This is a genomic window from Tildeniella sp. (assembly GCF_059505325.1).
In genome coordinates, this window is record NZ_JCACKI010000064.1 from 120,292 (window position 1) to 142,197 (window position 21,906).

Sequence of the window (21,906 nt, forward strand, 5' to 3'; positions counted from 1 at the left end):
GCATCATTGGCAAGTTCTATATGTGGGTAGTATAATGCCCGATATACACTCAGGATTCCCGGAGATCGAGCGATGACGACGAACGAGCAAGCAACGAATGAAAAGGCAACAAAGGAAAAGGCAACAGATGCCAAAAAGACTGAAGAAACAAAGTTAGACTCACTTAAGCAAGAGAATGAGTCCGTCGAACTGTCTGAAGAAGAACTAGAGAATGTCGCTGGAGCAGGTCCGGCTCGAGGCGATCAAAGTAATTAATTAGAGCTAAACCCAGTTCTCTGTAAAGTCGCACGTGCAATGGCTCCAGTCTTTTGAGCAAATTAGAGAATGGGTAGAGGCTACGCTGATTAGCCTAGGCTGTAGAGCTGAGTGCAAGGCTTAAAATTTGTTTAAGTTCATCTTTGACATCAGTAGTCGCGATCGTTTCAGGTTGCGACTATTTTTATTGAGGTTTTGATTCAAGCGCTGATCAAGGTGCCACTCGTATGTGCGGCTTTGCTGGATTTGTTAATTTTCATCACCAGACCTTGCCTCGCCCCGAACGATCGCACGTACTCAACGCAATGGGTGAGCAACTCGCTCGTCGAGGACCCGATGATGAGCAGTGCTTCGATGATGGCACACTCTCATTTGTCTTCCGGCGGTTGGCGATCGTCGATCTGCCCGGTGGACAGCAGCCGATCTGGAATGAGGCTGGCACGCTTTTTGTAGCGGTGAATGGGGAAATTTACAACCATTGGGAGTTGCGATCGCACCTGCGAGAACCCCATACCTTTCGCACACGATCAGATGCCGAGATTGTGCTGCATTTGTATGAAGAACGAGGTGCAGATGCCCTGAATCTGCTGAATGGCATGTTTGCGATCGCCCTTTGGGATACGACTAAGCAACAACTTTTTTTAGCCCGCGATCGTCTGGGCATTAAACCGCTCTATTACAGTCAGGTGGGTTCGCAACTGATCTTTGGGTCTGAACTAAAAGCCTTGCTGGTTCATCCGGCTTGCCCCAACCGCCCTAACTGGTGGGATTTAAAAACACCGATTCCACAATCCAGCTATGTGCAAGGCATTCATCTCCTAGCGGCTGGTCACTACCTTCTTTACGACCAGTCTGAAGCACTGAAGCCAATCAACTATTGGTCACTTGAGCAACATTTTGTGACGGACGATCGAGCCGTATATGCGTCTCCTGATGACTACGTTGCCCAGTATGGCGAGTTGTTTGCCGATAGCGTCCAGAAGCGCCTGATGAGTGATGTACCAATGGGCATTTTTTTGAGTGGTGGCGTGGATTCATCGGCGATCGCGGCAGTTGCCGCTAAACTCAACCCGGATCTCAAGTGCTTTACAGTCATTGAGCCATGCACCATTGCTGCTGGAGATGCGATCGCCGCTCAACAGGTTGCAAACCATTTGCAACTTCCCTTCCATCCGGTTTTGTTTGATCACCATCAACTCATTCCGCAACTTGATTTTTCACTCGCTCAGTTTGAGTATTTTGTTTGGATGATGGACTCTCCCAGATTCGATCTGGAATGGTTCTTTAAACACGAGCTGCATCGCTATGCCAAAACGGTTTATCCTGAGTTGAAAGTGATGCTGCTGGGACAGGGAGCCGATGAGTTTGCGGGTGGATACTCCAACCCGGTACAGTCACCCGCTACAGACTGGCAGGGATATCTGAATGACTTGCAGCACAGCACGTTGACTCCCTTTTTTGCAGAACGTAATGTGCCAGAGTCATGGTTGCCCTGGTTAGAGGGAAGGGTTGCACTACCTGTTTCACCCAGACCCCTTAACGGCACCCTGTTTCATGGAGAAATGCTGCGTCGAATCATGCACTTGCAGTCTCATAATCTCTGGCATGAAGACCGAACGTCTTCTAGTCAGGGAATTGAGGCTCGCGTACCGTTTCTAGATCACCGCCTGGTGGAACTGCTGGCATCGATTCCACCGCAGTATCAGGCAGAATTGCTGTGGGATAAAGCCATTATTCGACGAGTGGCGCAGCAATGTTTACCAGAACCGTTTGCGCGGCGATCGAAGTCTGGATTCTTTTATGCCGCCACCGATCTCTCCTCAATCCATCAATTGATGTATCAACTGCTGGTGCAAATTTTTCCAGAGTTTTGCGACCACTATTTTGATATGGCTCCGCCGCTGTTTGCTCCAACGCGCCTTGTTGAGCTGTTTCACCAGGCTGGCAGCGCTAACGAAACAAGTATTAACGTAACAAAGAAGTTACTAAACTGTATGGCAATGACGATCTTTGCTGCCCTTTGCCAGAAAAGAGGGCAGGATCACTTCATCGGCTACTTAACGACTCCATCACTCTTGCAAATGGACGGTAGTTTTTGTTGAAGTATGATGGGCATACTTAGAAGCTGTAAAGGAACAATGTTATGTTTTGTAGCTGTTAGCGGTCGGTGGTCAGTGGTCAGTGGTCAGTGGTCAGAGAAAAGCTAATAGCTGATGGCTGATGGCTGATAGCTGATGGCTGATAGCTGATAGCTGATAGCCGATAGCTGATAGCCAATCCAAAAGTGTGCAGTTATTTTTTAACAAGCTTTTAGCGAGTAAGTTTATGTGGGATCAACTGAAGCGGCAACTCTGGCAGTGGCGTGGTGTTCTCATTACGGCTCCCAGCGTAACTATCTTTGTCCTGGCGCTCCGTTTCACAGGACTGTTAGAACTGTTGGAAATGGCAGCGCTCGATCAATTTTTTCAACTGCGCCCTCAAGAAGCGATCGACTCACGCATTGTCATTGTTGAGCTAAATGAGCCAGAGATTCAAAAACTCGATTGGCCCGCATCAGATGCCGTGTTAGCCCGTCTCATCAATAATGTGAAGAAACAGCAGCCGAGCGCTATTGGACTGGACTTTTACCGCGATAAGCCTGTTGGTCTGGGTTATCAAGAGTTCGTTAAGGTATGCGAATCAACTCCCTACTTAATTGGGGTGCAGAAGGTCGCCGAACAAATCGATAGCCATGCTGTTAATCCACCGCCTGTACTGAAGCAGCGGGATCAGGTGGGTGTCAATGACTTTCCCTTAGATCGGGATGGAAAGGTTCGTCGCGGTCTTATTTATGTATCACCCGAAGAGGGTGATGCCATCTTCAGCTTTGCATTCAAGCTGGCAGACCTGCACCTGAAGGCTCAAGGAATCTCCGTAGGCTTAACAAAAGATGATCTGGTCAAGGTCGGACCTGCGGTTTTGCCATTATTTCAATCGAGTGACGGAGGGTATGTGCGAGCGGAAGATCAGGGCTATCAAGTGCTGTTGAATTACCGGGGTTCCATTCAGCGCTTTCCCACCCTATCGATGGTGGATGTTTTAGAGAACCGCATCCCTCCAGACTCGCTCCGGGGACGCATTGTTTTGCTTGGTCCAACGGCTGAAAGCTTGAAAGATCTCTTCTACACGCCTTACAGCAGCAGTTTGTTCACGTCGACCAGACGGATGCCCGGTGTGGTGATTCATGCCAACAGCATCAGTCAAATTTTGAGTGCGGCATTAGAAGATCGCCCGTTCATCAGAACCTGGGGCTTGCAGTGGGAAAGCCTCTGGATCTTTGGTTGGGCGTTGATCGGTGCCACCTTAAGCTGGAGACAACGGTACAGTGGCAGCCTGACGAGACGATCGCCCTGGACGACAGCGGGCATTGCTCTAGCGGCACTCGGCTTAGTGGTCGGTAGCTATCTGGCATTTTTAGCGGGTTGGTGGATACCTTTGGTGCCTCCCATTCTGGCATTGACTGGCTCTGCGATCGTGGTCACTGCCTACATTGCCCGTTCGGCTGGCGAGATTCGCAAAGCGTTTGGACGATTTGTCACCAGTGAAATTGTGGCGAACTTGCTGGAAAATCCCGAAGGTCTAAAACTGGGTGGTGAGCGACGGAAAATTACGATCCTCACCTCCGATATTCGAGGCTTTACTGCCATCTCTGAGCGCTTACCCCCCGAAGAAGTGATTAGAATTATCAACCTCTACCTGGGCTATATGGCAGATGTCATTACCAGCTACCAGGGCACGATCGATGAATTTATGGGCGATGGCATTCTGGTGTTATTTGGTGCTCCGACTGCCCGCGAAGATGATGCGGTTCGAGCGATCGCCTGTGCCCTAGCGATGCAGCTTGCGATGGAGCCAGTCAATGAAAAAATGAGACAACTGGGACTCCCTCAACTAGAAATGGGCATCGGCATCAATACTGGAGAGGTGGTCGTCGGCAACATTGGGTCTGAAACACGCACCAAATATGGCATTGTGGGTGATCAGGTGAACCTGACCTACCGCGTTGAGAGCTATACAGTGGGAGGACAAATCTTTACCACCGAAGCGACACTCAAAGAAGTAGGTTCCACTGTAATTACCGATGGACAACGAGAGGTGCAACCCAAAGGTGTGCATGATCCCATCATGATCTATGAAGTGGTTGGCATGAGTGGAAAGTACAATCTACATTTAACCAAAGAGGAAGAGATTTTCTTTGACTTACCGCATCCAATGGTGATGCAATATGCCACGTTAGATGGGAAGCAAATCGATCGCACGGTAGTGAAAGGAAAATTAGTTAGACTATCCGCCAAAGAAGCAGAAGTGCGTCTGGATGAGGCGCACGCTATTCCAGCACCGTTGACTAATCTCAAACTAAACCTTTATATTCCTCAGCAAGACTCTGCCAGCAGCAAAAACTATGAGCAAGAAAAGGTACATAGAGTTTTGAAAAAACTCTACAGCAGAGATGCTCAAGAAGCAGACAGTTCTACCGAAACATCGCTGAGTGAAGATGTCTATGCCAAAGTCTTGGAAAGACCAGCGGAGAAGCACAGCTTCTACATTCGGTTTACGAACAGACCGCTAGACGTTGAAGCTCAGCTGAATGCAATTTATCAGTCGCTTCAACCCACTGGCGATTGAAGTAACTGACCTTAACGCGATGTGCAACTTTCCCGATCGCCCTCACCCTAAATCCCTCTCCCAGAGCGAGAGAGGGACTTTGAGGGAGTCTTGCTCCCCTTCTCCTACCTTGGGAGAAGGGGCTGGGGGATGAGGGCTGATTTTAGTTGCACATCAGGTGACCTTAGCAATCCTGAATCATGGGTGAGCAAGACTCAACGATTCAGTTAGCAGCTAAACAGGTAGCCCTAATTATTTGTAAGAAGAGGTTTAGATCCAGCCAGGAGTTTCACCCCTGCACCTAGTGATCTGGTTCACTTTACTTTGCGTTTAGCCCTCAACTGCTCTACAAGGATTGAAGCAAACCGTTCTTCCCAATCGCGCACCGTTTCATGAGTAAACTCAAACCCCCGCAGCAAGAAAAATTCTGAAATGTCGCGGAAACTCAGCTTGTAGCGGAACCGACACCGTAAGACTTGAAACACGCTATCGGTGGGCACCTCAATAAAATTGAAGGGAGTGCCCGTGCGTTCGGTAAAGGTGCGATATCACTCCTTACAGCGAAACACAAGATAGCCCAGGTCTGTTGTGCTTTGCAATTGGCTTGTGCGGGTAGAGCGGCAGTAAGGGCAATCCATAAAAGGTTCGCGATCGCTGCGATATTGATGGCGAAGATTAAGCGCGTTCAGACTCAAGAAGGCTGCCTCTAACAGTACTGTCTCTAGTCTGCCCCACTCCATAGCAAGCAGAGGTGCTGGCTGAGACCTCCCCGATCGCGTTGTCTATATTTCTGCACTGCCAACACGGCAGTGTGGTCAATGCTGTAATACCAATGCTATCAAATCGCCCTACAGATTCGTTTTTGCCGCTGACCGCTGACCGCTGACCGCTGACCGCTGACTGCTGACCGCTGACCGCTGACCGCTGACCGCTGACTGCTGACCGCCAGCCGAAGCTTGCCTGTGAGCCACAGTTTAGTGAAATAAGCCGCCATCAGTGCGTCCATGGCTTCATGAAGGTCCGCTAACTCTGTGACTAACTCTTCAGAAGTGGCAGCAGCAGCTTCTTGCGCTTCTTCCACCAGTTTTGCTCGGAGTGCTTGGTGAAAAGCTTCCTCGTTCATTGTCTCTACCGCACATTCCTGCCCTGCCGTCCGAATGATTTCGGGGATGCGTTGGCGAAGCCGCTCCTCTGAAGCCTCGCGCACCAGTTTATGAAAAACTGTTTTCACTAAAGCCTCTGGAGGACTACCTCAACAACACTGAAAAGTATGGTGACAGTTATGTCATTTTTACGTTGCTGTTATTCTCGTCGTTTTTGCGTGGTTGTGACAGTCAAGTGCGATCACTATTTCTCAAGTGCAGTAACGATTGTTTAGGTGCGATCACTATTTCTCGCACATAGCATTAAAGAATCGGTCTTATCTAAGCCGCCCCGATCGCAGAATGCTCACGATGAGCCAAAGACCAAGAAAGCTGGCAGAGAAAAACAGAGCGCTGCTGACCCAAAACAACCGCCCTGTGCGATCGTTCGCCAAAATTGTGGCGGCACCCATAATCAAAGCACCCACGACAATGCTGAACGACACGCGATTAGCAGAGTCATCCAGGCTGCGGCGGACGGGGTCGAGATCGCGCAGGTTCAGGTTCCACTGGAGGGTTTCGGAGGTGACGCGATCGAGCAGCAGTTCCAGTTGACGGGGCGATTGGAGTGATAGGGTTTTGATGTCTAAGGCTGTGCGTAAGAGTGCCTGAAGGGGTGCCTCACCCACCAATTGCCGTCGAAACAGGTCGGTCATTAAGGGTTTGATCTGATCAGACAGGTTAAATTCGGGGTCAAGCTTACGGGCAACGCTTTCCAGGTTTGCCAGCGTTTTGGCGTAGAGTCCCATGTTGCCGGGAACGCGCAGATGGTTTGCCCGCGCTCGTTGCAAAATTTCGTAAAACAACTGGCTGAAGTTGACCTGTGCCAGATTGAGGTTAAAGTAACGACGCAGCAGGCGATCGTAGTCGCTTTCCAGTTGTGCCAGGTTAACGGGCTGTACCGACTCGGCTAATTGCAGCGTGAGTTGAGTGCAACGTTGAGCGTCGAGATTGACGATCGCCAGCAGCATTTCGGTTAATACCTGCTGAGTGCGAGGATCGAGCCGACCAACCATACCGCAATCCAGTAGGGCAACGCGACCATCTTTGAGGTAAAACAGGTTGCCGGGATGGGGATCGGCGTGGAAGAACCCGTCAATGTAAATTTGCTGAAAGAATGCCTGCACTAAGAGGCTGACGATCGATCGACGTTCAGCCGTAGCATCGCCAGCATAGCCCGTGCCAGAGAAATTGCCTTGCAGCAGCGGCACACCGTCCAACCATTCCATCACCAGCAGCTTTTCGGTGGTCAACGCCCAATAAATTTCGGGCACCACCAACCGTTTAGGATCAAACCAGCGGCTGCTGGAAAGGTTGCTGCGGAGTTGGTCGGTGTGAGTGGCTTCCTGCATGAAATCTAGCTCAGCCAGCAGTGCGGTGGCAAATTCTTCTGCCAGTGCTTTCAGGTCGTAGTATTTACCGAAATTGGTACGCGAAACCAGATCTGCCAGTGTACGAATGAGGGCAATATCTTGATCGACGATCGCCTCAATGCCGGGACGCTGGATTTTGAGCGCAACTTCTCGCCCATCTGCCAGGGTTGCCCGATGGGTTTGGGCGATCGAGCCAGCCGCAACGGGCATGTGGTTGATGGTTATAAACGCTTCTTCGAGCGGACGACGCAACTGCTGCCGAATGACGACTTCCACTTCTTGCCATGCAACAGCAGGCACTTCTGCCTGGAGTGCGGTCAGTTCAGCAATATATTCTGACGGTAGCAAATCGGGACGGGTGCTGAGCAACTGTCCTAGCTTGACGTAGACCGGTCCCAGTTCAACCAGAATGTTACGGAGGACGGCTGGCGGTGGTAGCTGCGGCTCTTCGGCTTTGGTGCCGGTCAGCAGTCGCCGCATATAGCCCCAACCATTGCGGAGGACGACTTCTGCAATTTCGCGTTGGCGGGCACTGGATTGGGCGATACGAGAAAACATCTAGGGTTTTTGGTTGTTAGTTGTTGGTTGTTAGCGAACAGACGATTGTAATGACTCTAACAACTAACCACTAAAAACTAACAACTAGAGCAAGTCTCTAAACTGCGGATCGGCTTGAATTTCCTTCAATACCTGCTTGATTTCTTGAGTTCGGTCTTTTTTGACAATGAGGGTAACTTTGCCGTCGCGCACGATGACTGTATCTTCAAGACCGATGGTGACGATGAGATCATCGTGGTCTGTAGCGTAGAAGAGTGCACCGTGGGTGTCTAGCCCAACGTGTCTGGCGAGTTCGACGTTGGAGTCTTCGCCTTTGAGCAGGCGCTCGATCGCGTTCCAGTCGCCCAGATCATCCCAACCAAAGGCAACGGGCAGCACGTATGCCTGCTGGGTTTTTTCCATCAAGGCGTAGTCGATACTCTTTTTGGGTAAGGTGGGATAGGCATCGACCCCTTGTTCTTCTAGCGGGCTTAGAATTTCGGGCGCGTAAACCAGCAGTTCGTCTAACGCTACACCAGCGCGAAAGACGAACATGCCACTGTTCCAGCTAAAGCTGCCCGTAGTAAGAAACTGTTCGGCGGTGTCGCGATCGGGCTTTTCGGTAAAGCGGGTGACGCGATAAGCGGGAAAGCCTTCCTGCTCAGCCTTTGTGCCATACGTGCCAATCGTTTCGCCTGCTTGAATGTAGCCATAGCCCGTGGACGCAAAGGTGGGAGCAATGCCCAACGTGACGATCGCCTCTTCTTTGCTTGCTAGCTCTGCGGCTGCGTTTAGAGTTGCCTCAAAGGTCGCTTTATCAGCAATCCAGTGATCAGCAGGGAAAAAGCCGACTACCACATCTTTACCATAGCGTTCGGCGATCTTCAGGGTGCTCCAGGTGACGGCTGGGGCAGTGTCTCGTCCTTCGGGTTCGATCAGAAGGTTCTCTTCAGGCAGATCAGGCAGTTGTTCTCTCACGCCATCTGCGAGATGCGAGGCAGTGATAACCCAAATGGACTCCCAACCGCCTGCGATCGTCAATAACCGTTCTGCCGTTGCCTGCAATAAACTGCGACCGCTACCATCCAGGCTCAAAAATTGCTTGGGGCGATTTCTGCGACTGAGGGGCCAGAAACGCTCACCTTTACCTCCCGCGAGAATGACGGGCACTAGAGATGGAGTAGTCATCGTCGGCATTGGCTCCGTTAGAAGATCCGTGTCGCGTCGATCTTAGTGAATGCCTACACAATATCGTTAATTTTCTTTCGATCTTTACCGACTCTTTTCACTTAGCGGTATCTTTGCGATCGCGCTCAAGAAGTTTGCTCCCCGTTCCGGATCAGCCAGAAAAGTAGTGTTGCGTGCGCTTAAATGCTGCTAAAGATGGGCTTCAAAGCCAACACAAAGCCTGGAAGGACATCCTCGCCTGAGAGCGTTTCTGGCTTTTGCAAACTTTCGACAGCTTGTCCTGGACGATAAATTTCCACCCGCTGGTGTTTGGGATCAATGAGCCAACCCAGTCGCGTACCATTCTCGATGTACTCCTGCATTTTTGCCTGGAGGGTTTGGAGGGAATCGCTTTCGGAGCGCAGTTCAATGACAAAATCGGGGCAGAGGGGCGGGAATTTGCGCTTTTGTTCAAGTGTGAGGGCATCCCACCGATCGCGTTTAACCCAAGCAACATCGGGCGATCGGTCAGCACCATTCGGCAACTTAAAGCCCGTGGAGGAATCGAAGGCAATGCCTCGATCATCTACATCTGTCCAGTTGAACACTTGTTGATTGACTCTACCGCTGCGTGAACCACCTTCACCGCCTACAGGAGCCATGATGATCAATTCTCCGTTTGTCGTGCGTTCGATGCGTAAATCTCGGTTGTGCTGGCAGAGGTCATAGAACTGGTCGTCGGTCAGTTTCAGAGTAGGACTTAAGTTGAGGGTGAGAGCCGTCATTGCTTTGACCTGTGAAGGATTAGGACTCCAGTTCTGATAATTCTAACCAGCGATCGGTCGCAGTGTCGATCGCTGCATTCAACTCGGCGAGGCGGGCAGACAGCGTTTGTACTTCCGTAAAACCCGATGGCGGCTTACCATACAAGGTTTTTTCAATTTGCTCTTTCTCCGCTTCCATTGCGGGAATTTGAGTTTCAAGCTGCTCGAATTCGCGCTTTTCTTTGTAAGAAAGCTTTTTTGAGTTTTGAGTAGCGCTTCGCGCCGCGTTGCTAGAGAGTTTTGAGTTTTGAGGTAGGGGAGTTGTTAGTTGTTGGTTATTAGTTGTTAGAAGTGGTGCCTCGTTGCTCCCCTGCTCCCCTGCCCCTCTGCTCCCCTGCCCCTCACCCCTCATTCCTCTCTCCTCACTCTCCTCTGCCTGCTTATAGTCCAAATACACCGAATAATTCCCTGGATACTGGCGCAATGTGCCATCAGGCTCGAAGGCGAAAATGGTATCGACGACGCGATCGAGGAAGTAGCGATCGTGCGAGACAACAATGACGCAGCCGTTGAAGTCTTCTAAATAATCTTCTAGAACGGCGAGAGTCTGGACATCAAGATCATTGGTCGGTTCGTCCAGAATGAGGACGTTAGGGGCACTCATGAGAACTCGCAGCAGGAAGAGACGGCGCTTTTCGCCACCAGAAAGCTTGTTGATGGGCGCGTACTGTTGGTTGCCCGGAAACAGAAAGCGCTCCAGCATTTGGGAGGCTGTGATAACCGTGCCATCGGCAATTTTTACCAGTTCGGCGACATCTTTGAGGTAGTCGATGACGCGCTGTTCGGGGTTGAGGGTGAGATCGTCGGAGTGCTGGTCGAAGTAGCCGATGTGGATGGTGGTGCCAATTTCGACGGTGCCAGAGTCGGGCTGCGATCGTCCGGTAATCATGTCCATCAGGGTAGATTTACCAACCCCGTTGCCACCGATGATGCCGACGCGATCTTCGGGGCTAAATTCGTAGGTGAAGCCGTTGATCAGGGTGCGATCGCCATAGCCCTTTGAGACATCCACCAGTTCAATCACTTTCTTGCCGATGCGTCGTCCCGCCGTGGCAATATCAACTTTGCCGTGACCTTGTTTGAATTCGGTTGCCTGCAACGCACGGGCGCGATCGATCCGCGCCTTTTGTTTCGTGCTTCTCGCTTTAGGACCGCGTTTCAGCCATTCCAACTCGCGGCGCAGTAATCCTTGATGCTTGCGTTCGGTGCTGGCGGCAGAATCTTCTGCCAGTGCTTTTTTCTCTAAATAGTAAGAATAGTTGCCGCTGTAGGTGAACAAATCGCCACGATCGATTTCCAAAATGCGGTTGGTGACACGATCGAGGAAGTAGCGATCGTGGGTAATGAGCAACAGGGCACCCCGAAAGCGGTTGAGGTAGCTTTGCAGCCATTCCACCGAGAGCGCATCTAAATGGTTGGTTGGCTCATCCATCAGCAGCACATCGGGTTCAGACAAGAGTGCGGCTGCCAGGGCAATGCGTTTGCGGTAGCCGCCCGAAAGGTCGCCAATTTTGGCATCAAAATCCTCAACGCCCAGACGGGTCAGAATAATTTTGGCATTGGTTTCCAGATCCCATGCCCCAGTGGCATCTAAGCGATGCGTCAGATCGGACAGCTTCGCCATCAGTTGATCCTGATCGCCGTGCCCGTGCGCCAGCTTGTCAGAAATTTCCTCAAACTCTCGCACCAGCGTCATCTGATCGCCGCTGTCGGCAAAGACCTGTTCCAGCACAGTGCGATCGTCATCCAATTCAGGCTGCTGTGGTAGATAGACAATGCGAACGCCAGCGTTGACAAGAATCTCGCCACTGTCGATCGACTCTTGTCCCGCGATCATCTTCAGCAGCGTCGATTTACCCGAACCGTTGGTGCCAATAAGTCCTACCTTGTCGCCATCATCGAGGCTAAAGTTAGCACCATGCAAAATCTCTTTGATGCCAAAGTCTTTGTGGAGCGATCGCAGCGTGAAAATACTCATCGGACGATCCTAGCGTTTGACTTAAAGAACAATGGCTGTCTAACTCTTGCAGCACCGTTCTACGGTAGCACTCACAAGGGGGTAAGGAGGCAAGGGGGCAAGGGAGCTAGGGGGGTGAGTTTTGAGTTCAACACACAGCCTTTAGCTTCTAGCCTTCCCCCGCTCCCTCTGCCCCTTTTCTCCCTCTGCCCTCTTGCTCTCTTTACCGTACCTTTAAGGGCAGTAATCCGAACATCATGCTGACCGAAACGTAGGCTAAACCAGAGGTAGATAGTTTTACACAAGCGGCTGCATACAGTAAGAGTAGAGTTAGCTTGGAGCAACGATCACTATCACTAAGGGAAACGAAACATGAATGCGTGGCGCGATCGCCTCAATCAATTTACTGGCAAGACTCGGTTTGTCGTCTGCCGCGTGTTTGTTCACTTGGCGGGTGACGAAGTGGCTACACTGCTAGGCGTACTGAATAGCGCTGCCCGTGATGCTGTTGATACAGAAGGCGACATGGGTGCTCTTGGAGAAGGCTTAGTGGAAATTTGTCAGAGCTTGCTTCAGCACGACATTTACTGGCAGTCTGCTGCAAATGAAGGTAACGTCTTTTTTGATGAAGGTGAGGCAGGCGATTTTGTCACTGAACTCTTTACGGATTCGGCGCAGCGCTATCTCAGTACGCCAGCGTTAGAAGCGAATGGGGACACTGACGAGCTAGCCTTACCTGCGACCCGTCATCTTGTTGTCATGATCACAGTCGCTTCTGAGGGCGAAGTGCTAGAGCTGGAGACTGACCTTGCCAGCATGAGCGCACTGAAGGCAGGACTGACAGCGCTGATCAACCTGCACTATCAGGAAAAGCTACGAGCGATTCAGGTTCACTTCTCACCTGCACGATTAGGCGATGAACTGAGTGCTGACCAAGTGCTGGGCAATTTTCCAGAACTCATTCCACTCTAAACTGACTTTTCCTTTACTGATACGTTTGTTCACCGACACACATTCACTTACCGACTTATGCTTCGCAAATTTTTGGTTTTCTCAATGGCTTTGACGCTCATCTTCACGTCAGTTGGTTGTGGCAACCCTGATGCAGACAAATCGAATGCTGATGCGCGATCGCAGCCCACACAATCGACCAGTCCCGCTGCCCAAAGCCGTCTCTCGGACGGAGAGTATCCTGTACAGCAGGCAACCTACAACGATGACGGTGGCGAATACAACGTGGCACTGCTCAACACAAAACCGGGCGAATCGTCTGCGTTTCGTGCGACTAACTTACAGATGGCTCGTCTGACTAACGAGGAGGTTGCGGCTGGCAAGAAGAGCTACCTCAAGGTTGAAAAGGGTCAGCCTTCTTTGTACCTCACTGAAGACTTCAAGATTGAGTACGTGCATAACGTGACAGAAACGCAAAATAATCCTCAAACGGGTCGCCAAGAAACCGTCGTGGTGCGTCAAGAATCAAATTTCTGGACACCGTTTGCAGGTGCATTGGCAGGGCAAGCATTGGGTAGCCTGCTGTTTCGACCACAATATTACATGCCGCCGGCTTATCAACCCGGTGTGCCTATGGCTGGATACGGCGGCTACGGTTCCTCTTACAATCAAGCCGTGAATAGCTACCAGAGTCGTTATCAAGCTCCTCCGGCTGCGGTGCGTAATAACCAATTGCGGACAACGGGGCAGCTAAGAACGCCTTCCACCAACACATCCAGAACACGCAACACAGGGCAGTCCAACCGCTCAACGGGTTCTGGTTTTGGTAACAGCACATTGCGACAGTCCGATCGCCCTAGTGGCAGCTATCGTAGTCCTAGCAGAGGCTTTGGCAGTTCAGGATCACGGAGCTTTGGCGGTAGACGGCGCTAGTGTCATAGCTTCGAGGAACCGGATGGACACTGAATCTCTTTGCCGACCATTTGGGGGGCAGCAGGCGGCACTTTCGCAGGTTTACTGGTCAAACAAGTAGCTGTCACAGTTGTGTCGTTGTTCTTGTCGTCTTTGACTACAAGGAATGCGCCCGTGTAGCTGGGTAGGTTGTCTTGCTTGGCTGTTGCGGTAGCGATCGCCTGTTTTGAGGGCAAGACGCTGGTGCTATAGGTGTAGTTTGGCGTATCAGCAGGAATGCTACTGCCTAATTCCGTCAGATTGGCGGCAAAGCGTTTCTGTTTGGCAAAAAAGTCTGTCTGCTGCTGAAGCAAGGTATTAATGGTTGTCACAGCAACTGTCGCCGCGTCGTTTGCAGGGCTGGGGCTAGTAGACGGTTGCCCACCCGCAATCAAAGGAATACCACCGTCCGTATTGCCTTTAGCCGCAGAACGCTGGCTTGCACCACCCCGCTTTGCCTGTTGCTGGGCGCGCGCTAAAGCCTGTTGGTACGCTACCAGTAGCTTTTGCGCCGCGGCATGGTTCGGGCTAGATGGCGGCACTGCTTTCATGAAGGCGATCGATCGCTGCCATTGCGTGAGCACTAAGTTCCAATCTTCTGCCGACTGAGCTGATTGCGCCAGACTGGTGGCGCTGGCTGCCTTGTCTATACCTTTCGTAAACGGGTCACCTGTTGCGATCGGAAGCGGTGAAGGGCTACCAACTACTGGGCTGGATGAGAAGACATCAGGCAGCGGTGATGGTGTGACGGACGGGCGAAACGTATTGCACGCGACCAGTGTCGTAGCGATCGCTAACTGAATGGAACCATTGGTCAAAAGGGTCTTCATGTCTAGCGATTTTACCGTTAGTAGAGTCGTTTGCAAAATGGACATTTGAGCGTGATGAGCGGTAGCGAGGCATGAGAGAACGTTTTGTTGAGTGATGAAGTTAGAAGGCAAGAGTTAACGGCAACCTCTGACTTATGCTTTTAACCCTTATCCTTTAGCCCTTAGCCTTGATCCTTTAGCCCTTAGCCTTCCCCCCCTCTCCCTCAAAACGGATTCACCACGATCGAAAAATACAGTCCGTTTTCCTGCCAGGTGTTTTTCGCACCGCTGATCTCCATCAGCGGCATGCCCCAGTCAAGGCGGGCTGTAACGCGATCGCTGCATTGCAACCGCAGCCCCAAGCCCACTGCTAGTAGCGTACTGGGATCGGGATCAGGGGCGCTTCTCAGGTTCCAGGCAGTGCCAAGATCAACGAAGGGTGTGAGTTGCAACAGGCTATTCAACCTAGGCAAGCGCAGAATGGGAAGGCGAATTTCGGCTGAAGCGAACAGTCCGCTATCAGTGAGCAGGGCATCCTGACGATAGCCCCGCACGCTATCTTGACCACCCAAGCCAAATTGTTCAAGCGGCAGAACTGGTCGATCGGCGAGCTGTAAGTCGCTACGTACCAGCAGCAAGGTGTCTGGAGCCAGCAAGCGTACCCACTGAGCCTGTCCGCGCCATGCAAAAAAGCGGCTGTCGGGCGGATCGGGGTTGATGGTGGCACTGAGAGCATTCAGACCCACCGTAAATTGAGAGCGGAGCGCAATCACCTCTACACCACTGCGCCAGGTTGCCTCCTGAAAAAACCGTAGGGCAGTGAGGCGCGTTTTGCCATTGCGATCGGCTCCCAGCGCTGGAAACGGAATGAGTCCACTGAGCAAAGTCGCTTCGCTTTCGCGTCGGGTAGCGGTGATGCCGAGCGCTACTTCTCGTGTAGGTGTTTGAACGATCGGCTGCCGCAATATGAACTCGTAGTAGCGAGATTTGGACTCAATCTCCAGTACATCGAAGGGTAGCTCAATGACGTTGCTAGAGGCGCTGCCGTAGTTGAAGCTGAGGGTGCCATTGCGTGGATTCAGCGGCAGCACGTAGCTTAAATCAACCGCGTTGCTACCGTTTGTATTAGTGTAGACGGCACTCAGACGATCGCCCAGTCCGGTAAGATTACCCTCGCTGACTTGCAACTGACGGCGATCGGTGCCGACGCTGGGCGCACGAGCGTTATCAAATGTAAGCTGTGTCGTCAACGATTTTGCTTCTGTTACCCGCACCGACAGTACGCTTTCGCCCGGACGGGTGCCAGCAGACAGTTCTGCCGAAAGCGATTGAATGAGTGGATCGAGCTGTAGCAACTGCAATGCCTCTAACAGCCGATTACGGTTGAGAGGGGTGCCCGTGGCGATCGCCAACCGCGATCGCACGTAGTTTGGGCTGAGTCGGCGAGTACCCGTGATAGCGATCGCTTCTAGCCTGCCTTCTACGACTTGGATGGTGACGACTCCCCGCTGAAGTGTTTGCGGTGGAATGTATGCACCAGAGGTGATATAGCCCTTGTCAGTGTAAAGCCGAGTAATGGCAGAGCGAAGCTGAAATAGTTCAGCGATCGCTAGAGGACGCTTCGCAAATGGCTCCGTGATTTTGGCAAGTTCTGTCGCGCTAAACACTGTACTGCCGATGACCTCAAAGCGATCGACTGTAATCACCTCAGGCGGGCTTTCAGATGTTGGCGATCGCTGAGGGGCAGGCAGCGGGAACAACTGATCAAGGGATGGTAACGGTTCTGGTGTGGCAGTTGGCGGCGGCTGGGTAGACGGTGGCGATGGTTCTCGTGGCAGCGGTTGTGGTGCAGTTTTAGGTGGGATGCTTTGGGCGATCGACCACGTTGCGGTGGGTGCGATCGAATCTGATAGAAAGAGTGGCGAGTAGGCTTGAGATTGCTCCAAAGTTGTGGATACCTTGAGCAAAACCTGCGGCGATCGCTCACGTTCAACACTCTGCCCCTTCAGAGGCTTTGCGGTAATCAAACTAAACACGGTCAGTAAACTGCACCCGAGTCGGAACGTTAGGAAAGGGTTCTGCATGGAACCATCGCTTCACGACATTTAGCATCATCTCACGTGTGGCTGGTTCCAGGGTATTGCGCTTCGATCGTGCCTTCAGCTTCGTTGGCGATCGCTTTCAACTGCTCTAGCATTTTGGGGTCAGGCTGCTGCCATAAATCGCGCTGGTTCGCCTCCAATAAGCGTTCTGCCATATCGCGCAGCGCCCAGGGATTGCTTTTTTGCATGAAAGCTTGCACCGCTGGATCAAACACATATGCCTTGGCAATGCCTTCGTACATGAAGTCTTCGACACAGTGAGTCGTGGCATCGTAGGCAAACAGGTAATCCACTGTCGCTGCCATTTCAAACGCGCCTTTATAACCGTGCCTCATTGCGCCTGCAATCCATTTAGGGTTGACGACTCTGGAACGATAGACGCGGGCAATTTCTTCGCTCAGTTTTCGCACTCTGGGCTGTGCAGTACAGGAATTATCACCAAAGTAAACCGCTGGAGTCGTCTCAGAGACAGAACGTACAGCCGCTGTCAAGCCGCCTTGAAACTGGTAGTAATCATCCGAATCGAGCAAGTCATGTTCGCGGTTGTCCTGGTTTTGCAACACGATTTGCATTGTGCTCAACCGTTGTGTAAAGGCTTCGGGCGCTGATTTGCCTTCGGCGTTGCGGGCATACGCGTAGGCGCTCCAGTTAATGTAGGCACGGGCTAAATCATCATCGCTCTCCCAATTTTGGGATTCGATTAAGCCTTGTAGACCAGCACCATACGCACTGGGTTTGGAGCCGAAAATGCGGTAACGCGATCGGGCTGCTGCCTGTTCTGCCACAAGCCCCTCAGCTTCCCACCGCAACGTTTCTTGCTGCACTTGAGCGGCAAGGGGGTTTTGGTCAGCCGATTCATTGAGATTGGCGATCGCATTCACCGCACTGTCAAATAAATCAATCAAATTGGGAAACGCATCGCGAAAGAAGCCGGAAATGCGCAGCGTTACATCTACGCGTGGACGACCCAAAAAGGACAGAGGCAGAATCTCAAAATCAATGACCCGTCGTGAAACGCCATCCCACACGGGCTGTACGCCTAGCAGCGCGAGTGCTTCTGCCAGGTCATCGCCGCCTGTGCGCATGGTTGAGGTGCCCCAGATGGATAGTCCCAGTGTTTTGGGATACTCACCATGTTCCTGGGTATACCGTTCTACAAGGGTTTCGGCGGCTTTGCGTCCAATGTCCCATGCGGTTTCGGTTGGAATGGCGCGAATGTCTACGGAGTAGAAGTTGCGTCCGGTGGGGAGGACTTCTGGTCGTCCGCGTGTGGGCGCACCGGATGCGCCGCTGGGGATGTAGTGTCCGTCTAAGCCGCGTAAGAGGTTGATGATTTCTTGATCGGTTTGGCGGAGCGCAGGAAGGAGACGATCGCGCACCCAAAGCAACTCTTGCTCTGTCTGCTGTCCAAGGGAGTATTGCTGCGAGTGATCGTCTGCGTGTATTGTTGCTTCGGCTGAAGGCTGGCTCCGGGGGACTTCCCCCCTGCCAAAGACTTTTCCGTGGCACAGCGTCACAGAAAAGTCTTTGTCCCCCGCCTTGTGGGGTCCTAACTCCCCCACACCCCCCGAATAAGAGGTCTTGGGTAGAGGGTAAAGAGCGATCGAGGGGGCTTTGGCGTTTGCTGCTAGTTCTGTGGAAGGTTTAGCTCCCCCAGCATTGGGGGTTGGGGGGCAACCCAGATCGTTGCCCAGTAGCGTTCGATTAATAGATGGCTGAGTAATAAGTGCTTCGACGATTGCAGCGGCATGGTTTTCGATAACTTCAACGGCATCGCCAATAATGCGGCAAGTTTGGAGAGCGGGATGCTGCGTGGGTTCTAGAATGTCGCCTAGATTAGCGGTCAAAGGGTCGAAGTCGAGTTGCCAATCTTGAGCGATCGCGCGGGTTAAACCCATGCGGTTGGCGTTAGGATTACGGGCGATCGCCACGATCAAATCGCGCAACTGTAGCCCGTTGGGGCATTGCCCAAAAATGTGTAGACCGTCACGAATTTGTGCCTCTTTGAGTTCACACAAGTAGCCATCAGCGGCAGTTAAAACTTTAGCGATCGCCTCATCTGGCAACTCAGTTTCAATCCCTAAATCTTTGTGAAAATTTTCTTGCCGAATCAATGTCAGGAGGCGATCGCGAATTAAACTTACTCGCGCTGGATCAAGTGTTTGAGCTTCGTAATACTCATCAATTAAGCCTTCTAATTGATGTAAACTGCCGTACAGTTCAGCGCGAGTCATCGGCGGCGTAAGGTGATCGATGATGACAGCGTGCGATCGTCGTTTTGCCTGAGAGCCTTCACCAGGATCATTCACAATAAACGGATACAGATGCGGCATCGCACCAAAAACCGCTTCGGGATAGCAATTTTCTGACAGCGCAATGCTTTTCCCTGGTAGCCATTCTAAATTGCCATGTTTGCCCACATGAACGACTGCATTTGCGCCAAAATGAGCGCTGACCCAGTGATAAAACGCGAGATACGTATGGGTTGGTTCTAAGTCGGGTGCGTGATAATTGAGAGTGGGATCGCGATCGTATCCACGCGCTGGTTGAATGCCGACAAACACATTGCCAAATTGTATACCTGCAATGGGAAAAGCCTCTGTTTCAAGCGGGTTTCCCCAGCGAGTTTGAACACCAGTTTGTACCGACGTTGGCAATGTTTGAAAGTGCGTGTTGTAGTCTTCCAGCGATAGAGATTGGTTTACCAATCGCAGCTCTAAACTCTCTGGATCATTCGTAATGCCAGCGGCTAAAAGCTGCATCAGTGCATCACTGGTTGTAGGCAGTTCTGAAACGGTATAACCTTCATTTTGAAGCGCGTTCAAAATTTCTAAACAGCTTGCTGGAGTGTCTAATCCAACACCGTTTGCTAACCGTCCATCACGATTGGGATAGTTTGCCAGAATCAGCGCGACTTTTCGTTCAGCGATCGGGGTGCGACGCAATTTCACCCAATTGGATGCTAATTCTGCGACGAATTCGATACGCGATCGCTCCGGCTCATACACCACCACATCGGTTTGCAGTAATGCATTTTGCGCCTGCACTGTTTTGAACGAAACCGCTCTCGTAATAATTCTGCCATCCACTTCTGGCAATGCCACATTCATTGCCATGTCGCGTGGCGTTAAACCCTGCAAACCATTTTTCCAAGCCTCTTTCGTACCACCACTAAAAATGACTTGAAAAACAGGCACATTCAGCGTCTGCCACAAATCAACTTTAGGCGTATCAGTTTCCAAACTGGCTAAGGAAAAGCTAGTTGTATTAAGCAAAACGTCAATTTTTTGATTGCAATAACGAATTAATGCTGTTTGGACATCTGGTTCTTTAAGCGATGAAACAAAAATAGGAATGGGCGTTAGATTGCGATCGATTAAAGCAGCACAAAGGGCATCGATCGCCGCTGTATTACCCGCCAAATAATGCGCCCGATAAAAAACGATTCCAACGCTCCTTGATCCTTTTTCTTGCTTTTCATCTTTGAGCGCCTCTACAGACTTTTCTAAACTATGCTCCTCAAATACTTCAGCGTGAACTAGATCCCTCTTAACCAATACCTGTTTTTCACCACAGAACTCCTGTTCGGGGGGTTTGGGGGAGTTAGGACCCCAAGCGGCGGGGGACAAAGACTTTTCTGTGACGCTGTGCCACGGAAAAGCCTTTGGCAGGGGGGAAGTCCCCCGGAGAGAGGTTTCATTCAAGCCATAATTTTGATGCACAGTAACCTCAGCCAGAGCGCTAGAGCAATGGTTATAAAGCCCCACACGCGGCACTGGTTGAGGCGGCTGATAGGCGATCGCCTGATCCAAAAATTCCGTTGCAACAAACTTCAGCAGATTCTGATAATTCTCACTGCCTGCTTCAATAAAGTACTGCCACACCTGATTCACTAATGCTAATGAAACGGTAGAGTGGCTAATCAGCGTCGGATCAGGGCGCTCATCACCCGGAATAAAAATCAGCGCCGCACCCGTTTGCCTCGCCGTTTGCTCCACTACATCCAAGCCATAGCTCCAGTAAGACTGTCCGCCAATCAAGCGCACAATAATGACCGTTGCATTAGCTAAAACATCTTCCGCATAAGTGTCGATCGTCAACTGCTGTTGCAATTGAAGTAAATTCACCACACGCAATGATGGAAAGTCTGCGGGTAATTGAGCAGCGGCAGCAGCAAGTGTTTGAATATCCGTATCGGCTGCGGTGATCACCACGATCGGCGCGGGCTGCTGTTCCACAAAAATTACGCCGTCTGTGGACGGGTTCCAGCCTCCTGGCAAAGTAGCAAGACGATGCATCAGCGTTTAGCCAAGTAACGATAGCGGGCAATGGCTACCATTATTGCAGGTGAGTCAGGATTGCAGGTGAGTCAGGCATTTACCGCTACAACGAGTCGTCAAGCTCATTGTTGTACAGCATACATCTCTAAAGAGCGTGTATAATGGATAAACTACTATGGGGCTGCAACGGTTTCGACGTTTTGGCGAACAATACAGTGTGATTCAGGCTGAGAGCGAGCTAACTCTCATAAATCAATGGCTCAAACACAGTACATGCGAACAACATTGTACCCTTTGCTCGTAAGCAAGCACTCGTTGCTGCCTAACAACCTCTAACTGGTTCGAGCGTCTGCCATACGACTCCGTTAAGTATGGTAGACAACCCCCAACGGATGCTCTAGGAAGCTTTCTCTGGTAGGCTTTCTGGCTAAGAAATTATCAGAGAATCCCACCGTCCGGGATAAGGGACGGTTCCCGCTTCGAGGATTAGAGAAGCTAAGCCTGTGAACGAACGATGTACCAATACCCAGGGCGGACACGGGTTCGACTCCCGTCAGCTCCACTTCTTACTATCCTGATAAACCTCTTTGTGCTTGTGGTGTGAAGGTGTTCCAGCGCTTGGGCACCTCAGAGATGACAGATCGCGAACGGCAATTCTTACAGTTGCTGGCGATCGGCAAAAGCAATCAGAAAATTGGCGCTAAGTTAAGCATGACCGCAAGCACGGTCAGGTCTCATATCAATCATGCCTGGGCAAGCTGCACGTCAGCGATCGCTTGCGCTGCTTTGTCACGCACTCAAACTGTTGTCATACTGCGATGTGGGTTGATGCATCTGGTCAATGAACCTAAGACTTAGCCAAACGTTCAGGTTTTGCCCTCATTTCACGGCAAATGAGCTAACGCTTTTGCCTG

Annotated in this window: 14 protein-coding genes, 1 other RNA gene and 1 pseudogene; 7 read left to right on the top strand and 9 right to left on the bottom strand. The window is 51.4% G+C overall.

Translation table 11 applies throughout. The annotated features are described in order from the left end of the window. Positions 1-72 precede the first annotated feature (72 nt). The 3 genes from AC5JO6_RS21790 to AC5JO6_RS21800 all read left to right on the top strand — a co-directional run bounded on the left by AC5JO6_RS21790 (position 73) and on the right by AC5JO6_RS21800 (position 4,920). The gene (locus AC5JO6_RS21790; RefSeq protein ID WP_496083141.1) at positions 73-255 is read left to right on the top strand and encodes a hypothetical protein; all 183 of its coding nucleotides are present in this window, start codon (positions 73-75) and stop codon (positions 253-255) included. Between the two features lie 227 nt (positions 256-482). Beyond that, a complete protein-coding gene (asnB, locus tag AC5JO6_RS21795; RefSeq protein ID WP_496083142.1) occupies positions 483-2,357 on the top strand; it encodes an asparagine synthase (glutamine-hydrolyzing) in 1,875 nt (624 codons plus the stop codon). 223 nt (positions 2,358-2,580) lie between these two features. Next, positions 2,581-4,920 carry a CHASE2 domain-containing protein gene (locus tag AC5JO6_RS21800; protein WP_496083143.1) on the top strand — a complete coding sequence of 780 codons (2,340 nt, stop codon included), beginning with the start codon at positions 2,581-2,583 and terminating at the stop codon, positions 4,918-4,920. Positions 4,921-5,216: 296 nt separating this feature from the next. Here AC5JO6_RS21800 and AC5JO6_RS21805 read toward each other — a convergent pair. The 6 genes and pseudogenes from AC5JO6_RS21805 to AC5JO6_RS21830 all read right to left on the bottom strand — a co-directional run. Then, a pseudogene (locus tag AC5JO6_RS21805) lies at positions 5,217-5,537 on the bottom strand (IS6 family transposase); the annotation flags it as partial. Positions 5,538-5,737: 200 nt separating this feature from the next. Next, positions 5,738-6,130, bottom strand: a complete 393-nt coding sequence (locus AC5JO6_RS21810; protein ID WP_496083144.1) for a nucleoside triphosphate pyrophosphohydrolase — start codon at positions 6,128-6,130, stop codon at positions 5,738-5,740. A gap of 189 nt (positions 6,131-6,319) precedes the next feature. Next, positions 6,320-7,972 carry an ABC1 kinase family protein gene (locus tag AC5JO6_RS21815; protein ID WP_496083145.1) on the bottom strand — a complete coding sequence of 551 codons (1,653 nt, stop codon included), beginning with the start codon at positions 7,970-7,972 and terminating at the stop codon, positions 6,320-6,322. An 84-nt stretch (positions 7,973-8,056) separates the two neighbouring features. After that, positions 8,057-9,139 (bottom strand): mannose-1-phosphate guanylyltransferase, encoded by a 1,083-nt coding sequence (locus AC5JO6_RS21820; protein ID WP_496083146.1) that lies wholly within the window; start codon positions 9,137-9,139, stop codon positions 8,057-8,059. Positions 9,140-9,318: 179 nt separating this feature from the next. Beyond that, positions 9,319-9,903, bottom strand: coding sequence for a Uma2 family endonuclease (locus tag AC5JO6_RS21825; RefSeq protein ID WP_496083147.1), 585 nt, complete (start codon positions 9,901-9,903; stop codon positions 9,319-9,321). A gap of 19 nt (positions 9,904-9,922) precedes the next feature. Then, a complete protein-coding gene (locus AC5JO6_RS21830; RefSeq protein ID WP_496083148.1) occupies positions 9,923-11,920 on the bottom strand; it encodes an ABC-F family ATP-binding cassette domain-containing protein in 1,998 nt (665 codons plus the stop codon). Positions 11,921-12,271: 351 nt separating this feature from the next. Here AC5JO6_RS21830 and AC5JO6_RS21835 point away from each other — a divergent pair, with 351 nt between their 5' ends. Both AC5JO6_RS21835 and AC5JO6_RS21840 read left to right on the top strand, forming a co-directional pair. Continuing rightward, the gene (locus AC5JO6_RS21835; RefSeq protein ID WP_496083149.1) at positions 12,272-12,871 is read left to right on the top strand and encodes a DUF1517 domain-containing protein; all 600 of its coding nucleotides are present in this window, start codon (positions 12,272-12,274) and stop codon (positions 12,869-12,871) included. Between the two features lie 84 nt (positions 12,872-12,955). Beyond that, positions 12,956-13,783, top strand: coding sequence for a hypothetical protein (locus AC5JO6_RS21840; RefSeq protein WP_496083150.1), 828 nt, complete (start codon positions 12,956-12,958; stop codon positions 13,781-13,783). A 2-nt stretch (positions 13,784-13,785) separates the two neighbouring features. On the opposite strand, the gene AC5JO6_RS21845 is transcribed toward AC5JO6_RS21840, so the two are convergent. From AC5JO6_RS21845 to cobN, 3 genes are all read right to left on the bottom strand, one after another. Beyond that, positions 13,786-14,631 carry a type IV pilin-like G/H family protein gene (locus tag AC5JO6_RS21845; RefSeq protein WP_496083151.1) on the bottom strand — a complete coding sequence of 282 codons (846 nt, stop codon included), beginning with the start codon at positions 14,629-14,631 and terminating at the stop codon, positions 13,786-13,788. A 203-nt stretch (positions 14,632-14,834) separates the two neighbouring features. After that, the gene (locus tag AC5JO6_RS21850) at positions 14,835-16,694 is read right to left on the bottom strand and encodes a ShlB/FhaC/HecB family hemolysin secretion/activation protein (protein WP_496083152.1); all 1,860 of its coding nucleotides are present in this window, start codon (positions 16,692-16,694) and stop codon (positions 14,835-14,837) included. Between the two features lie 32 nt (positions 16,695-16,726). Beyond that, positions 16,727-21,010 carry a cobaltochelatase subunit CobN gene (gene cobN, locus AC5JO6_RS21855; protein WP_496083153.1) on the bottom strand — a complete coding sequence of 1,428 codons (4,284 nt, stop codon included), beginning with the start codon at positions 21,008-21,010 and terminating at the stop codon, positions 16,727-16,729. 159 nt (positions 21,011-21,169) lie between these two features. On the opposite strand from cobN, the gene ssrA reads away from it, so the two are divergent. Both ssrA and AC5JO6_RS21865 read left to right on the top strand, forming a co-directional pair. Then, positions 21,170-21,557, top strand: a transfer-messenger RNA (tmRNA) gene (ssrA, locus tag AC5JO6_RS21860). A 68-nt stretch (positions 21,558-21,625) separates the two neighbouring features. Then, positions 21,626-21,850, top strand: coding sequence for a LuxR C-terminal-related transcriptional regulator (locus tag AC5JO6_RS21865; RefSeq protein ID WP_496083154.1), 225 nt, complete (start codon positions 21,626-21,628; stop codon positions 21,848-21,850). Positions 21,851-21,906: the final 56 nt, after the last annotated feature.

Excerpts from the sequence above, each read along its gene's own strand:
- AC5JO6_RS21815 (WP_496083145.1), bottom strand. The coding sequence starts at position 7,972 with ATGTTTTCTCGTATCGCCCAATCCAGTGCCCGCCAACGCGAAATTGCA.
- AC5JO6_RS21800 (WP_496083143.1), top strand. The coding sequence starts at position 2,581 with ATGTGGGATCAACTGAAGCGGCAACTCTGGCAGTGGCGTGGTGTTCTC.
- cobN (WP_496083153.1), bottom strand. The coding sequence starts at position 21,010 with ATGCATCGTCTTGCTACTTTGCCAGGAGGCTGGAACCCGTCCACAGAC.
- AC5JO6_RS21830 (WP_496083148.1), bottom strand. The coding sequence starts at position 11,920 with ATGAGTATTTTCACGCTGCGATCGCTCCACAAAGACTTTGGCATCAAA.
- AC5JO6_RS21845 (WP_496083151.1), bottom strand. The coding sequence starts at position 14,631 with ATGAAGACCCTTTTGACCAATGGTTCCATTCAGTTAGCGATCGCTACG.
- AC5JO6_RS21820 (WP_496083146.1), bottom strand. The coding sequence starts at position 9,139 with ATGACTACTCCATCTCTAGTGCCCGTCATTCTCGCGGGAGGTAAAGGT.
- AC5JO6_RS21835 (WP_496083149.1), top strand. The coding sequence starts at position 12,272 with ATGAATGCGTGGCGCGATCGCCTCAATCAATTTACTGGCAAGACTCGG.
- AC5JO6_RS21825 (WP_496083147.1), bottom strand. The coding sequence starts at position 9,903 with ATGACGGCTCTCACCCTCAACTTAAGTCCTACTCTGAAACTGACCGAC.
- AC5JO6_RS21865 (WP_496083154.1), top strand. The coding sequence starts at position 21,626 with ATGACAGATCGCGAACGGCAATTCTTACAGTTGCTGGCGATCGGCAAA.
- asnB (WP_496083142.1), top strand. The coding sequence starts at position 483 with ATGTGCGGCTTTGCTGGATTTGTTAATTTTCATCACCAGACCTTGCCT.
- AC5JO6_RS21850 (WP_496083152.1), bottom strand. The coding sequence starts at position 16,694 with ATGCAGAACCCTTTCCTAACGTTCCGACTCGGGTGCAGTTTACTGACC.
- AC5JO6_RS21790 (WP_496083141.1), top strand. The coding sequence starts at position 73 with ATGACGACGAACGAGCAAGCAACGAATGAAAAGGCAACAAAGGAAAAG.
- AC5JO6_RS21840 (WP_496083150.1), top strand. The coding sequence starts at position 12,956 with ATGGCTTTGACGCTCATCTTCACGTCAGTTGGTTGTGGCAACCCTGAT.